This window comes from Alkalibacterium sp. 20, assembly GCF_001885615.1.
In the GTDB taxonomy this organism is placed as follows: domain Bacteria; phylum Bacillota; class Bacilli; order Lactobacillales; family Carnobacteriaceae_A; genus Alkalibacterium.
Genome location: NZ_LSRN01000021.1, coordinates 1 through 15568, shown reverse-complemented (window position 1 = coordinate 15568; position 15568 = coordinate 1). Strand labels below are relative to the sequence as shown.

12 protein-coding genes are annotated in these 15568 nt (G+C 39.0%); 11 read left to right on the top strand and 1 reads right to left on the bottom strand.

Translation table 11 applies throughout. The features are described 5' to 3' along the window. The first annotated feature begins 121 nt into the window (after nt 1–121). Entirely contained in the window at nt 122–1108 is a 987-nt protein-coding gene (locus AX762_RS03635; RefSeq protein WP_071847806.1) for an acyltransferase, read from the top strand. 815 nt (nt 1109–1923) lie between these two features. On the opposite strand, the gene galE is transcribed toward AX762_RS03635, so the two are convergent. Then, the gene (gene galE / locus AX762_RS03630) at nt 1924–2937 is read right to left on the bottom strand and encodes a UDP-glucose 4-epimerase GalE (RefSeq protein ID WP_071847805.1); all 1014 of its coding nucleotides are present in this window, start codon (nt 2935–2937) and stop codon (nt 1924–1926) included. 269 nt (nt 2938–3206) lie between these two features. Between galE and AX762_RS03625 the strand changes: the two genes are divergently transcribed. The 10 genes from AX762_RS03625 to AX762_RS03580 all read left to right on the top strand — a co-directional run bounded on the left by AX762_RS03625 (nt 3207) and on the right by AX762_RS03580 (nt 15477). After that, nucleotides 3207–4259, top strand: a complete 1053-nt coding sequence (locus AX762_RS03625) for a glycosyltransferase family 2 protein (RefSeq protein WP_071847804.1) — start codon at nt 3207–3209, stop codon at nt 4257–4259. Nucleotides 4260–4289: 30 nt separating this feature from the next. After that, nucleotides 4290–5723, top strand: coding sequence for a lipopolysaccharide biosynthesis protein (locus AX762_RS03620; RefSeq protein WP_143139278.1), 1434 nt, complete (start codon nt 4290–4292; stop codon nt 5721–5723). Nucleotides 5724–5766: 43 nt separating this feature from the next. Beyond that, nucleotides 5767–6693, top strand: coding sequence for a glycosyltransferase family 2 protein (locus AX762_RS03615; RefSeq protein WP_071847803.1), 927 nt, complete (start codon nt 5767–5769; stop codon nt 6691–6693). A gap of 164 nt (nt 6694–6857) precedes the next feature. Continuing rightward, nucleotides 6858–7997, top strand: a complete 1140-nt coding sequence (gene wecB, locus AX762_RS03610; protein ID WP_071847802.1) for a non-hydrolyzing UDP-N-acetylglucosamine 2-epimerase — start codon at nt 6858–6860, stop codon at nt 7995–7997. Further along, nucleotides 7997–9376, top strand: a complete 1380-nt coding sequence (locus AX762_RS03605; RefSeq protein WP_071847801.1) for a sugar transferase — start codon at nt 7997–7999, stop codon at nt 9374–9376. The genes wecB and AX762_RS03605 overlap by 1 nt, the downstream gene beginning before the upstream one ends. A 32-nt stretch (nt 9377–9408) precedes the next feature. Beyond that, on the top strand, nt 9409–10608 hold the full coding sequence (locus tag AX762_RS03600; protein WP_071847800.1) for a hypothetical protein: 1200 nt from the start codon (nt 9409–9411) through the stop codon (nt 10606–10608). A 33-nt stretch (nt 10609–10641) separates the two neighbouring features. After that, a complete protein-coding gene (locus tag AX762_RS03595) occupies nt 10642–11784 on the top strand; it encodes an O-antigen ligase (RefSeq protein WP_071847799.1) in 1143 nt (380 codons plus the stop codon). Between the two features lie 74 nt (nt 11785–11858). Then, entirely contained in the window at nt 11859–13022 is a 1164-nt protein-coding gene (locus AX762_RS03590; RefSeq protein WP_071847798.1) for a glycosyltransferase family 4 protein, read from the top strand. A gap of 17 nt (nt 13023–13039) precedes the next feature. Then, entirely contained in the window at nt 13040–14146 is a 1107-nt protein-coding gene (locus tag AX762_RS03585) for a polysaccharide pyruvyl transferase family protein (RefSeq protein ID WP_071847797.1), read from the top strand. A 14-nt stretch (nt 14147–14160) separates the two neighbouring features. Next, entirely contained in the window at nt 14161–15477 is a 1317-nt protein-coding gene (locus tag AX762_RS03580) for a lipopolysaccharide biosynthesis protein (RefSeq protein WP_083432771.1), read from the top strand. Nucleotides 15478–15568: the final 91 nt, after the last annotated feature.

Here is a 15568-nt window from a genome sequence, read left to right as displayed (position 1 = left end):
CCGATTAGTCCATCGTCTGTATGTCTTGAAAGGAGTTTTTCTTGTCCCGTTGTCTAAAAACTTAAAGTTGTCTAGCGCATCGTAAAACTGTATACTCTTATAGTTATGAAAGAGGTGCGCTATGACCGAACGAAATTACAATATAGACTTTATCAAAGCATTGGCTATCATATCAGTGATACTCATTCACGGCTTATCCCATGATTCGCTCTATGCAATTCTAGCACCTTACTATATCTGGCAGACGGTACCGGTATTCATGATCTTAGTGGGATTTAACTCCGCTAACTCATTCATGAAAAAAGATTACGATAGACTATCAGAAATTTTCAATCAACACTATATCATGAATAAAGCAAAACGCATTCTCCTGCCGTTCACATTTATCTGGCTCGCACAGGTGCTGATTCAATTCTTTTATTTTGACAACACAAACATAGCAGAGCTCTTTAGATCTTTTCTAGAAGGTGGGTACGGTCCCGGAAGTTATTTTGTTCCGTTGATCGTACAAGCGACGCTTCTAATTCCTTTTATATATCTGATCCTAAAAAAACAGCCGACAAAAATGATGGTCGTGCTATTCTTCGTCAGCCTGCTTATTGATCTGTCATCTACCTGGCTGGATATGTCAGATGAATTATACCGAATTCTGATCATTCGTCATGTGTTTTCAGTTACATTAGGCATATGGTATGCGCTGGTGAAACCAAAATTAAAGGTGAGATGGCTAGTATTACCGGCTGCATTCAGTCTGGGTTATATTACCGCCGTGCATTACTTCAACTGGGAACTGATTATAGAAGAGTACTGGCACAGTCAGCACGCACCGTCTTATTTTTATGTGCTATTTATAATTATTATTGGAATGGAATTTTTGAAAATCAAAAAACAATCGTTCCTTGAGAAGACCTTTATTTTAATTGGTCAGGCGTCGTTCCATATATACCTGACCCAGATGTTTTATTTCTGGTTCGTCCATAAACGGCTGCCGGACTTCAACGGGTTTGTTTACATTTCGTTGTTCCTTTTGATTCCTATCATTTCCGGCATCGGTTTTTATTATCTAGACAATTATCTGAACAAGAAGCTTTCGCATCAGATCAAATGACATTTAAAGGGGATCATACTCGCAGAAGTGCGAGTATGGTCTTTTTTTAGTAATGGTTTTTAACAAATCATACCTTTTCTGGCTGAATATGAGTAATATGTGCCCGAATCTTAAGGAGTAGAGTCAATTCTACTATCAACTCCTGAAGAAACTTGCCGAATCATCATAAGTGAGTCCCGTTTCAACCTCAACGCCTTAAGATAATCGTCCAATCTTAAGAAGTAACCGCACTTTTACTGCCAACTCCTTAAAATAACGCGATCGAAGAACTTAAGTAATGAAAAAAGCCTCCGAAATCGGAGGCTTTCCTTATAATTAATGAACCTCAATAGATGTAACCGGTATTCATGGAAAATGAAATATAATTAATGCAAAGTAATCGAATCATACCTTTTCTGGCTGAATATGAGTAAGGGACATACTCGATCTTAAGGAGTTGATTCGTTTTCACTCTCAACTCCTTAAGAAACATGCGGGATCATCAGAAGTTTGTCCTGATTTAACCCGAACTCCTTAAGTTAACCGATCAATCTTAAGAAGTACCTGCAATTTCACCGCCAACTCCTTAAGGTAACCCCCAAATAAGAACGTTTATAACGAAAAAAGCTTCCGATGCCGGAAGCTTTCCTTATAAATCATTAATTCTCACACCCAAGCAGGTCATACTCGCAGCAGTGCGAGTATGATCATCATCAAAAACTGGTTCAATCGACACAAGTGACCGCAAATAAAGCACCCACTTATCCTGATAACCACTAACTAGGAACTATATAACGAAAAAAGCCGCCAGTGATGGCGGCTTTCCTTATATCTATTTAATCGTCGTACCCGTTCGGATTGTTGCTTTGCCACTTCCAGGAATCGCGGCACATGTCTTCGATACTGTACGTTGCTTCCCAGCCGAGTTCGTTTTTCGCTTTCGTTACGTTGGCATAACTGGTCGCAATGTCGCCCGGTCGGCGCTCATTGATTTCGTGTGGGATCTCGACGTCGTTTGCTGATTCAAAGGCATGAACAACGTCCAGCACGGAGTAACCTTTGCCTGTGCCCAGGTTGTAGGCTTCGACACCGGTGGAATCCATGACTTTTTCCAAAGCTTTGATATGTCCTTTTGCCAAATCGACCACGTGAATGTAGTCTCTGACGCCAGTCCCGTCATGCGTGTCGTAGTCTGATCCGAAGACCGACAGTTTCTCACGTTTGCCTACTGCGACCTGCGTGATATACGGCATCAAATTGTTTGGAATATCATTCGGATCTTCACCGATACGACCGGATTCATGCGCACCGATCGGATTGAAGTAACGCAGCAAGGCGGCACTCCACGCGTTGTCAGCGACATACTGATCCTGAATGAACTGTTCGATGAACATTTTGGTCGTACCATAAGGATTTGTTGTCGACAGCGGCATATCCTCAGTAAACGGTGTTTCATTCGTCATGCCATATACTGTTGCGCTTGAGCTGAAGACGATTTTCTTGACGTTAGACTCATTCATCAGTTCCATCAAGACGAGGGTCCCGTTCAAGTTGTTGCTGTAATATTTCAATGGCTGAGCCACGGATTCGCCGACTGCTTTGTATCCGGCAAAATGAATGACTGCGTCCAAGTCGTGTTGTTCAAAAACCTCGCGCAACGCTTCTTTATGACAAATATTCACTTCGTGGAAGGGAATATCTTTGCCCGTGAGTTCTTTTAATCGATTCAGGACTTCGGGTTTTGCGTTGGAATAGTCGTCCACTATCACGACCTCATACCCCTTTTTCACCAATTCGATAACCGTGTGGCTTCCAATATAACCGGCGCCACCTGTAACTAAAATAGCCATGGTATTCGCTCCTTTGATTTTTATGAATTTACTAAAATTTACTTACATATTTACTAAGCTAATTGTATCATAAATACCGGGTATTGTGCATCGATATTCTTATGAGGTAACAAAACAGTTAAACTCTAAAGACAAATGTAAAGAATTAATGAAAATTTCAGTAATAATTTAAAACTATGGTATAATTGCCCTTGATTGAAGGAGTATAAGCAATAGTAATTTGTAAAGAATATAATTAACCGAAGTGAAGTAAAGAGAGGACTTGAGTTATGTTCGAAGTTTCCATTATTATGCCAGTGTATAACGTGAAAGAACATTTGGTACGAGCCATTGAATCGGCCTTGAATCAAAAAGAAGTGCTCGCTGAAGTGATTTTAGTGGATGACGGATCGACCGATGGCTCTGCCGAAATTTGTGACGACTATGCCAGACAAGAACCTCTCTTGATTAAAGTGATCCATCAGGAAAACAAAGGGTCCGGACCCGCGCGCAATGCCGGACTTGATCAGGCGATAGGGAAGTACATTTATTTTGCGGATCCTGATGACTATTTTGATCAAAATCTACTCGCAGACAACTGCAGACTGGCCAAAGCAACGAAACCAGATCTAGTCATTTTTGGCTACACCCAGGAAAGCGCGTCAAACCCGCAGGACCGCGAACTGAAACTGCCGAATTTCCCACAGCTGACAACGCAGAAAGTCTTTCGTCAGCACTTCAAAAACGTGTATCAGTTTTCCCCATATGCGCTCTGGAATAAACTTTATAAAAAAGCTTTTTTAAATAAACACCATATCCGCTTCACGAACCAGCCGACAGGTCAGGATGCGCTTTTCAATATTGAAGTGTATAAGCACGTTTCAGCTGCCCTGGTAAACAGAAAAGCCTACTATCACTATGTGTCCCACGAAGGTTCTTCAGTGAACCGTTACCGTCCGGAGCGCTTTTTTATGGAGCAGAACATTGCTCAGGCCTTTGAATCGCTGGTTAAAGAGTGGAGTGAGGAGCCGGCATACGATGAATTGATCGGTGAAGAATACTTTCATGGCATCTATCTGGAAACAGCCAATTTAGTGCGTGAAAACTGTCCGCTAAACGAAGAAGAAAAAGTGGCACGTTTAAGAGAACTCTGGCAGACTGTCGGAGTGGAAAAAGTGTTGCCTTTCAAAAGTAAGGACCACAATCCTTTCAGACAGCTACTGCTGAATGCCTATAAACAGGGGAATTTCAAACGAGCGCTGCTTTTAATGAAAGGCCGCAATCAAGTTTCCAACAGTTACACCAGCGTGTTCAGTAAACTGAGAACTTTTTTTGAAAATTAATGTGACCAAACAACCGAGGAGTCAGCCGTTATGATGGAACAATTTAAAAATGCCCTTTTTTATACCGTCTTAGGTAAATATTCAATTGTAACGGTGCAATTACTCGTTCAAGCTGTACTGTCCCGGATCCTGACGCCGCAAGAATACGGGATTGTCGCAGCCGTCAATATCTTTCTCGTTTTCTTCCAGCTACTGGCCGATTTTGGCTTAGGTCCGGCAATTATTCAAAACAAAGATCTTGACCATAAAGAAGTGAATGCCATCTTTTCGTTCAGTCTTTACATTGCCTTTGGGTTAGCGATTCTCTTTATCTTCCTGGGTTACCCGATGAGCGTGTTCTATGGAGACGACGTCTTCATCCCCATCAGTCGGATCTTAGCGATCGCGGTGTTCTTTTATGGCATCCTGGTCGTTCCGCAGTCCATACTCCTGAGAGAGAAGAACTTCAAACTCGTCAACATTACAACAGTAATCGGGGCATCCGTGTCTGGCGTCATTTCCATTATTCTTGCCTTACTTGGCTTCAGTTATTATGCGATCATCATCGGAAATACAGCCAAAGCGTTCACGTTATTCGTTGTTTTTTACATAAAAACCGATACGAAGATCAGTCTGAAATTCAGCTGGGCACCACTCAAAAAAATCTTTGCCTTTTCCCGCAATCAGTTCTTGTTCAACTTCATCAACTACTTTTCCAGAAATCTGGACAATTTACTTATCGGACGTTATTTTTCTTCCAGTGCCCTGGCTTTCTATGACAAAGCCTATCAGGTCTCCCTGTATCCGAATCAAGTGTTGACCAGTCTGGTTACGTCAGTGATTCATCCGATCTTGTCTGACTATGAAGATGAAAAGGACCGGATCAAGCGCGTCTATTTGCGCATTTCCAATCTGCTGGCAACTTTAGGCATGCCACTTTCCGTCTTTTTGTTCTTCTCTGCAGAAGAAGTGATCTTGTTCCTGTTCGGTGGACAATGGGGCGGCAGTGTCTTGGCCTTTCAGATCTTGGCTTTATCGATCTGGATTCAGATGATCCTCTCGAGTACCGGTGGTATTTTCCAGTCGGGGAACCGTACTGATTTACTGCTGCTTTCAGGTATCTTGTCGACTGTCTTTAATGTCACCGGGATCGTGATAGGAATCTTGATGGGACAGATCGAATACGTAGCTGCTTTCTTAGTTATGGCGTTCAGTTTGAACCTGATTCAAGCCAACTACTTGTTACTCGTTAAAATGTTCCAGTCAAGCCTGCTTGACTTCTTTAAAGTGTTGATCAAACCAGTATATCTAGCGCTTATGCAAGTTGCCGCGTTCTGGCTGCTGCCGGAGTTACCTTTAAATATCTTCCTGAGCCTGTTGGTCAAAGGACTTGTGTTCGTCAGTGTCTGGTTCATCGGTTTGCTCATCACAGGCGAATTCAAACGTTTGAAGCTAGAGTTGCAGCGTGCACGCGCAATGAAATAAGTCAGCCTATTATACTATTACAATAGAAGAGAGGCGCAAAGAAATGACGAAACCATTAGTGTCCATCATCGTCCCCACCTATAATGTCGAAAGATATGTCGAGGACTGCATAGATTCTTTGCTTGATCAGACCTACAAAAACATGGAGATCATTGTGCTGGACGATGCGTCGACCGATGCGACCGTCTACTTACTCAAACAATACCTGGGGAAAATCAAGTTGATCGAAAATAAAACGAATAAAGGTCAGGGTACACTTCGCAATGAAGGCCTGAAAATAGCCCTGGGGAAATACATTTATTTCATGGATTCAGATGACTGGCTGGAAAAAGAAGCCCTTGAAGAACTGGTGAATCAAGCCGGAAAAACAGAAGCAGAATTGGTCCGCTTTAATGGTGTGGCTTTTTATGAAGGCGACCAGACGCTGGTCAACGAAAATAATTATGATTTTTCCAATATACTAAAACATAAACAGCTCTACACGGGTGAAGAAGCACTGATCAAAAATAGGCAGTCTTTTTCACCGTCACCGTGCCTGTACTTAGTTAAGAAAACAGTCATCGATGCACACAACTTAGTTTTTCCAGAGGGCGTCCTGCACGAAGACGAGTACTTCACGACCGTCCTCTTTGCGAACACAATAAAAATGACTTACTTAGACAACGACTATTATCACCGCCGTTACCGCATCGCTTCAACGATGACGGAGCACACCAAGAAACACAAACTGAGATCCTTCGATTCCTATCTCAACGTGTTCGAAGCACTGGAAAAGGAGCATCAGAAAGAAAGTTACTCAGATCAGCAGAAACAGCTCATCAAACGCCAACTGCTTTCTATATACAATGCCTTACTCATAAGCGAAGTGAATCCGGAAAGAAAGAAACAACTGAAAAAATTTGAAAGCATCACTTTGAAAGATAAACTCTTTGTCCAGGCTGCAAGACTGAAACAGCATTTAAAAAGATAACCAAAAATAATTGTGAACAAGAAAACACTTACCTTTACCAGATTATGACAATTCTAAAATATCTGTCGGTCGAGGTTCTTTTTATGGTAATATAGGCGGTGATTGTGTAACAATAAAACGAGTTTTAAATGAATCGAACAAATTCAGAATGGAGAAGAGACAGGATGGAGAAAAAGAAAATTGCGATAGTATTTGGGACAAGACCTGAAGCTATCAAAATGGCGCCAGTCATTCTCGAACTGCAAAAACATCAGGAGAAGTTTGAATCGTGTATCATAGTAACGGCTCAGCATAGAGAAATGTTGGATCAGGCGTTAGCTGTGTTCGACATCAAACCGGACTACGACTTAGACATCATGAGACAGAATCAGACCCTCTCAGATATAACAGCTGATGTACTTAAAGGAATCGAGACCATCTTTATCAAAGAAAAACCAGACATGGTCCTCGTTCACGGCGATACAACAACAAGTTTCGCGGCTGCTTTGGCAGCGTATTATCACCAGATCCCCATCGGGCATGTGGAGGCCGGGCTCCGGACACACGATAAAAATTCGCCGTTTCCTGAAGAAGGCAACAGACAGTTGATAGATACAATTACCGACCTGTTCTTTGTGCCTACGGAAACAACGAAACAGAACCTTCTCAAAGAAGGTAAAGATGAAAAATGGATAGTTGTCACAGGCAACACCGTCATTGACGCGATCCACTACACCAAAGACAGCCAGACGAAACATTCGGCACTGGATCTGATGGATTCGAAACCGAATCAGAAATGGATCCTGTTGACCTCGCATCGCCGAGAAAATTATGGCGAACCCATGGCGAATATTTTTGAAGCGATCTTGGAAGTAGTGAATGAACACCCGGAGGTAGACTTGCTGCTGCCTGTTCATTTGAGCCCAACCGTTCAAGAAGTAGCCAGAAAAATATTAGGCAGCCATAAACGGATCCACTTGATCGACCCACTCGAAGTGGATGTCTTTCATCAGGTCATCAGCAAGGCTTACTTAGTACTGACTGATTCTGGCGGCTTGCAGGAAGAAGCGCCCGCTCTGGATATACCAGTATTAGTCTTGAGAGACAAGACAGAACGGCCTGAAGGTTTAAAAGCAGGGACATTAAGAGTGATCGGAACAGATAAAAACAGAGTAATAGAAGAAGTAAATGAATTAATAACCAACGAAGAACGTTACAATAAAATGTCTAAAGCTATAAATCCCTACGGAGATGGACTAGCGAGCGGGCGAATACTAGAAGAAATCAATTACTATTTTAAAGGAAAGAATAGGGGGTTATCCTAATGGGTCAGTCACAAGGATTCGATCGATCGAAAAAAATCATCATTGGCATAGTGGATATCTTTTTATACCACATTTCATTTGTTTTATCTTTTTTAATACGTTACGAATTTAATATTCCAGCAAGAAATTATTTCGCTTATACAAGCGCACGCATATATATTTTCATAGCCTTTATACTCTTAAACATATTGTTCGGAATTTACATTCTGTATAACAAACAGAAAATGGACTTTATTTACTTAACGGTTATAACTCAATTTCTCATGGCACTGTTGATTATGGCAATGACCTTCTTTGGCAGATGGTTCACGTTCCCACGTACGATTATTTTTATAAGTTTTGCTGTCAGTAGTGTGATATTGATTCTCTGGAGAATCATCGTATTTAAACTTTACGAAAAGATAGATGGGACTAAAAAAGTAATGGTTGTGGGTTCACAGAAATCCTGCTTGAAAGCCGCAAGGAATTTTGAAAGTTCTAAAAATAAACGTCATCTGATAACTAAAATGGTGACAGGTAATTATTATGAAAACATTGTAAACAATATGAATGCTGTGGACATCGTCTATATAGCTGAACGAATAGAAGAACGCGAAAAAATAAAGATATATGATCTATTGATCAGAAACAAGAAAAAATTATTTTTAAATACAAGTTTTGAAAACTTAGTACTGGTTAATCCGAATATTATGAGCATTGAAGACGAAAGTATCATTGAGGCATCAGATTTCAGCATATCGCCGGAAGACGATATAATCAAACGTTTAATTGATATGCTAGCATCACTAGCCATCTTAGTCATCACGTCTCCGATTATTTTGATCACGGCTGTCTTAGTAAAAGCAACGTCACCTGGTCCGGTCTTTTATAAACAGATAAGAATAACGAAAGACCAGCGCGAATTTGGTATCCTGAAATTTCGGACGATGTCAGCGACTGCTGAACAAGAGTCCGGACCGGTTTTAGCATCCGCAAACGATGCTAGAGTCACCGCTGTTGGTAAATATCTCAGATCTTTACGAATAGATGAATTACCTCAGCTCTTCAATGTATTAGTAGGTGAAATGTCTCTGGTAGGACCGAGACCTGAACGACCATTTTTCGTCGAACAGTTCAAAAAAGAAAACCATGATTACTATCTTCGCCACAATGTAAGAGCAGGCATTACAGGTTACGCACAAGTTTACGGAAAATATGCCACGGATTTTAACAGCAAGCTGAACTTTGATTTGGTTTATATTAAAAAGTTTTCCTTTGTCCTGGATTTAAAGATTATGCTGCAGACAATAAAAACGCTCTTCGATAAAGTGTCATCTCAAGGTGTGGACGAAGAAAACGAAGAAGTTGAAATATTATCGGACATTGAAATCTTGAAATGATAGATAATAGGTAGCGTAGGGAAGGACAAATTATGGATTCAGTATTTAATAACTTTAATGTTAATAAAAATAATTATTGGTTTGAAACTGCGCTGCTCAGTTTACTGGTGACATCCATGATAATATCTGATTGGTTGATTGGTCCATTCGCAGTGAGCGAACTGGTGATGGGGGGGCTGCTCGCTTTAACGCTGCTTGTTGATCCTACCCTTTTAAAAAAACTCAAACTACGCTGGCTCGGTTTCATTTCTCTCTATATGTTATTCCATATAGGCGTGAACTATTTTATAAATACACCGTTTAATTTAAGACTGGGAGTATACAGTTATATCAAGGTTGTATTCTTTTTTGTATTTGTCAGCATAATGTATGAGTATATCAAGAGGAACAGAATGGAAGCAAAAGTGTTAAGAGGCTTGAATATAGGGGCTATAATTGCCATAATCATTGGTGTATATATCACTCTGTCGATTGCCACTGATTTCGAATGGCCTTATGAATTTTTCTGGAGGTTTACACGAACTTCCAGTTTTACATATGAATTTAAAGGAAACAGCGATATTATAAGAACGAGAAGCTTGTTTTCAGAACCCGCCCATCTTGGGTATTTCCTGAACAGTGTATTAGGGATCAATTTTTTCGGGAAATTGAAAGACAAGTATTCTATGTATTTTCAGTTTTCACTTATTATCGGCATCTTACTGACGTTATCTTATGCGTCGATAGGTGTGATGGTTATCTTGATCATCACTAAATTAGTGCAGGTCATCAAAGAAAATAAAGATAACAAGTTACTTCAAAATAAAACAGCTCTATTGATTCTGGTTGTTTCAACTTTATTAATTGTTTTTATCTTTAGAGATTTCTTATATACTACCATTATAGAAAGAACGATTGGTATTATTGAAGGCACGGATAACTCAGCGTATAATCGTTTGATCAGTAGCTGGACTTATATAAGCCGTGACTACATTTTATTTGGTAACGGTATCGCTCATTCCCCGCCTATTCAGAATGTCTATGCGTACTTTCTAACTGATTTAGGAATGATCGGGTTTGTAAGTATCTTGTTTGCGACATACAAGCTATTGATGCTTAATTTTGGACTAGGTTTCTTGTTCATCTTATTGAATTTTCAAAAAGGTGGCTATCTGTCACCGATATTTTCATTACTCATACTTATAATTATAGTATTCGCGAATTATAAAGAATCTAAAGCATTAAACAACTGAAAAATATAATTTCTATAGATTGGAGGGTAAGGATTGACTAACAAGAAAATGGCTACCAGCTTATTGTTTTCATTTTTTGTATCACTAACACTGAATCTGCCGAGTGTGAAATTGTTTTATTCATCTGCACTATTAAATGTGATAGCCTTTGCAGGTATTTTTTCAGTTGGTTTTTATCGAACTTATTTTATAGAAAATGATGTGATCGCATTACGTTGGAATGAATTGAAAATTCTCTTTTATTTCTTTCTAATGTGGTTATCCCTTCTCTTTGTCACATGGATTCGCAATCCGTTTGAAATGAACATAGCGAATCTCATTCAATATGGTCTTATTATCGGTTTTACAGCAGGTATTTTCTTTTTCTTGAACAAAGAAGACCTCCCGAAGATTTTCATTTATCAAATCATTTGGGGCCTTTTCATTGCAGCTTTGGAGGCAACAATCAGGATACCAAAAAGTAGAGCATTAGGGCAGCATTATTTAACGAGTGGGGTGCCTATAGCCTTAACGATTGTTATGTTGTTTGCTTATAATTACTATAAAAGGGATATAAAGACATTTATATGGTCTTCTCCGATTTTCTTTGTCCTTTTTTCCGGTGTGACGTCATTAAGTGGGCGATCACCCATTATCCTTTCCCTGTTGGTACCGCTGCTTATCGTTCTTTTTCATGTCTCTACTCAAAGAAACTTGAAGAAGAAATTAATGAGTTTTGTCATCGTATTGATCTCAACAGCCTTTATCGTTTACGTGCTGTCACAAACGCTGCCACCTGGGGTTATTAATCGGTTGATAAGGGTTATTGCAGACATTGAAAGCGAACCGAGACTTGAAGTGTATTTTGCCACGATCGATACGATCATAGAAAACCCTTTTGGTGTGGGCTTTAATTATACAAATGAATTTGATATCTTTTACCCGCATAATATTTTTCTGGAGATCATCCTTGTGGGAGGGGTTTTTGCTTTGATACCAGTCTCATTGTTGTTTTTTGCTTTATTGAAATCATTTAACAGAATTTTCAGATTACGTTTAACGTCGGTCATCTGGTTTGGATTGCTCACATTTATCTTCTTAACTTGGAACATTTCGTTTTCATTGAGTAGTACATATATCTTGTTTTCAGCTATGGCTATATATGTTAAGAGTCTTTCAGAGCAGCATACGATGTAAATAAAATGATACGCTATTAATTTTAAAAAGATAATGACCACAGTAATTTCATATTTAAGAAAGTTTGGGTGAACATGAACCGAGTAGTATTAGTAAGTTTAAAATACCCGCCAGTCTATTCTGGATACGGGAAACAGTTGGAGTCGGTAACGAAAGATCTGTTGAATAAAAGTGACGAATTTAGCATCACTGTGTTGACCGCCTACAAAGAATCTAAAGATAAACCAAAGAGTAATTATGAAGTGATCAATCTTCTAGACAAGTACGATGATGAAAACAGTAAGACCGTTTATCCGTTTAGCAGACAAGTCTTTAAATGGCTAGTGGCCAATAAAAATCACTATGATATCATTCACTGTGTCAAAGCCGGACCGGAAGCAATGGCCTGTAATTTGGCAAGCAAGCTGCTGAAGAAAAAATTGATCGTCAAAGTTGCCCAGGATGAATTAAGCGACCGTGAGATCGACTCGGCTAAAGGATTAAAAAAACAGACAAGACTATTCAGACAACGTTTACTTAAAAATGTCGATTTTTTTATTGCTATCAGTGAAGAAATCGAACAAAATATAAAGAACAGAACAGGTGAAAACACTAAGATCGTACGTATTCCAAATGGCGTAAACACAAAACAGTTTGAACCTGCAGATGCAGATGAAAAGACAGCTCTCAGAAAGGCATTAAACTTTTCATCCGATGAATTGATACTTTTATATACAGGAGCCATCAATAAACGCAAAGGTGTGGATGACTTACTTAAAGCTTTAGAGATGTACGAGAGTAAGGTGTATCTAAAAGTCGTCTTGTGTGGACCTGTTCTGGAAGACATAAAACTTGAAGAAAAAATTGAAATGATAAATAATAAAGGGTATGTGTCTGTCGATTATAGAGGAAAAGTTTCGAACGTTGATGAATACATGAAAGCAGCAGATATGTTTATCTTGCCTTCTTATTCAGAAGGGTTACCTAACGTGTTGTTAGAAGCGTGTTCTTCAGGATTGCCTGCTGTAGCTACGGACATCGGCGGATCAAGAGATATTCTGATCGACGGTAAAAATGGTTATCTGGTGAATACAAATCAGCCAGACGAAATCAAAGGAAAATTGACATTGCTGGCTGAAAATGAGCAAGACAGAATAAATATGGGTAATTATTCCAGAGAATTTATCGAGAAAGCATTTGCTCTGGATAAAGTCAGTGATGCGTATATGAAATTATATGAGACAGTGTGCAAGTATTAGAAGAAAGGGGAACTTTCATGAGTCACGTAAGTTTACACGGAGCCTATTTCCCAAATAATTATGGGGATGTACTTATTTTAAATATCGAAGCAGACTGGATAAAGGAATTAACAAATAAAGAAGTGTCCTTACCTTTTGCGACCGAAATCTACAGAAAAACATTGCAGTCAAATGATGTAAAAGAGTCAGAAAGTATCAAGACTGCCGATTATATGATATATGGTGCAGGCGGATATCTCGGTGAACCACCTACAAAGAAAGCCAAATGGTCGCTGAAGTTCATGAGAGATCATTTGAAACCAGCAATGATAGCGAATAAAAACAAAACACCCTATTCAATTATTGGAGCTGGAGCTGGACCGGTTTCTCCGTTTTATGGACATCGATCATTGAAATACATTGTCGATCATGCTGAAGTGATCGCAGTGAGGGATGAAGAGTCCAAACAATACCTTGACGGGTTTGTTAATGATCCTAAAAAAGTGTTTGTTACGGCTGATGTGGCTTTAAGTTTAACGAAAGCAGACATCCCGGCAGAAACCAGGGATAAAATAATGAATGAATATTTAAATTTTGAAGGATTGAAAATAGGTGTTCACATCGGAGCGGATCGTCATTCAAAAGAACACGGCGAGAACGTTCAAATGATTATTGACGAAAGCATTGAATTTTTCAAACAAAACGAACACTTGACACCGGTACTGATCATCGATAATGAAAATGATATTCAGTTAGAGGCTGTGGATTATATCAAAAAAGAATTGAAAAAAGAGTGTGTCGTCTATAAGCATTACGATATCTGGGAAACGACCACATTGTTGTCTGAGTTGGATACTGTACTCACGAACAAACTCCACATTGGTATTGTGAATTATGCTATGGGCAACATCCCGATCAGTTTCCCTTATCATTCGAAAACTAAACGCTTTTATAAACAAATCGACTTGGAACAATTGTGTACACCCATCGCAGAGGTTAAAAGAGATTCAACCTTTAACTTGCTGAATCAGGTGATTAATGATATTGATCTTGATAAAAAAGATAAGTATCAGTTGAAGCGCAATGAAATGATGGAAAAAGCGTTAATGAATAAAGAGATTTTAAATAAAGTTTTAACAAAATGAAGTGAGTGAATAACGTGGGAAAAATCGATAAGAATCCTTTTTACATTAAAATAGTTCAGTTTATAAAATATAAAATAGGTTCCGACAAGCTAATAAAAAATATAGCAATGGTTACGGGTGGGACTGCATTAGGTCAAGTTATCAATATGTTGTTCTCGCCGGTTATCACACGGATCTATAGCCCGGAGGAATATGGGATTTTATCGGTTTTCACTTCGATTCTTCTTATATCTTCTTTCAGTTCGCTGAAATATGAAGTGGCTATTCCCATAGCAAAGGATAAGTACGAAGCTTATTATTTGTTTTCTTTAAGTTTGTTCGTATTGACTAGTGTGACTTTAATTGTAGGCATAGGTGTTTACTTTTTTGAAGATGTGATTTTTCAGACGTTCAATGCACAAAGTTTGCAGCCGTACAAATACTTTATTCCACTGGGGATATTTTTCCAGGGCATTTACCGTATCTATAAACAGTGGATGTTTAGAATGAAGAATTTCAAGCTCGTATCAAAAACAAAAGTAGGACAAACGCTGGTTGGTAATACAACCAAGGTCGTTATGGGTTTGTTGAACTTTGGTGGTGTCGGACTGGTTATCGGAAGAATAGTGAGTGTCAGTGCGGGTAGTTTCAGCTTTTATAAACAATATCGAACAATAGAATTTAAAGATAAACGCATAAAATTAGCGAAAATTAAGGAAATAGCGTTGACGTATAAAGATTTCCCTTTATTTCAATCGTCAACTACAGCGATACTGCAGTTTAGAAATCAGTTTCCTGTGCTTTTTTTAGCGCCATTATATGGTACACAGGTGGTCGGTCTTTATGGTCTGGCAAGCACGATTGTGAAAATTCCCATGACGTTAGTCGGACAGTCAGTCATGGACGTGTTCTTTGCTGAAATTGCCAGCATAGGGAAAGACAATCCGAAAGAAATCAAGGAATTATCCAACAATCTACTTAAGAAATTGATCATGATAGGGACGCTTCCCATCATTCTCTTAGCTCTAATAGGCCCGTATTTATTCACTTTTGTCTTTGGGGAAGAATGGTATGAGGCGGGAATCTATGTCCGTATTTTAGCTATATATATATTTGCAAATTTCATGTTTTCTCCAATCAGTAAAATTTTTGAAGTGTTCAGGAAGCAATACATTAAATTATTGATCGATTTAACGAGTTTAGTGATCATGAGTTTAGTTTTTGCCAGTGCCTACTATTTCAATTTAGATGCAAGGGTAACTGTGTTTTTATATTCTGTAGCAATGGCTATGGTTTATACAGCAACATATATCATTGCTCAAATGGTTTTGAACAAAGAATCTGACAAATAAATAATATCATAACGAATAAGTGAGGGTTATTATGGGCGATAGGTTTACAATGAAAGATTTATGGTTTTTTATTAAATCGAACAAAAAATAC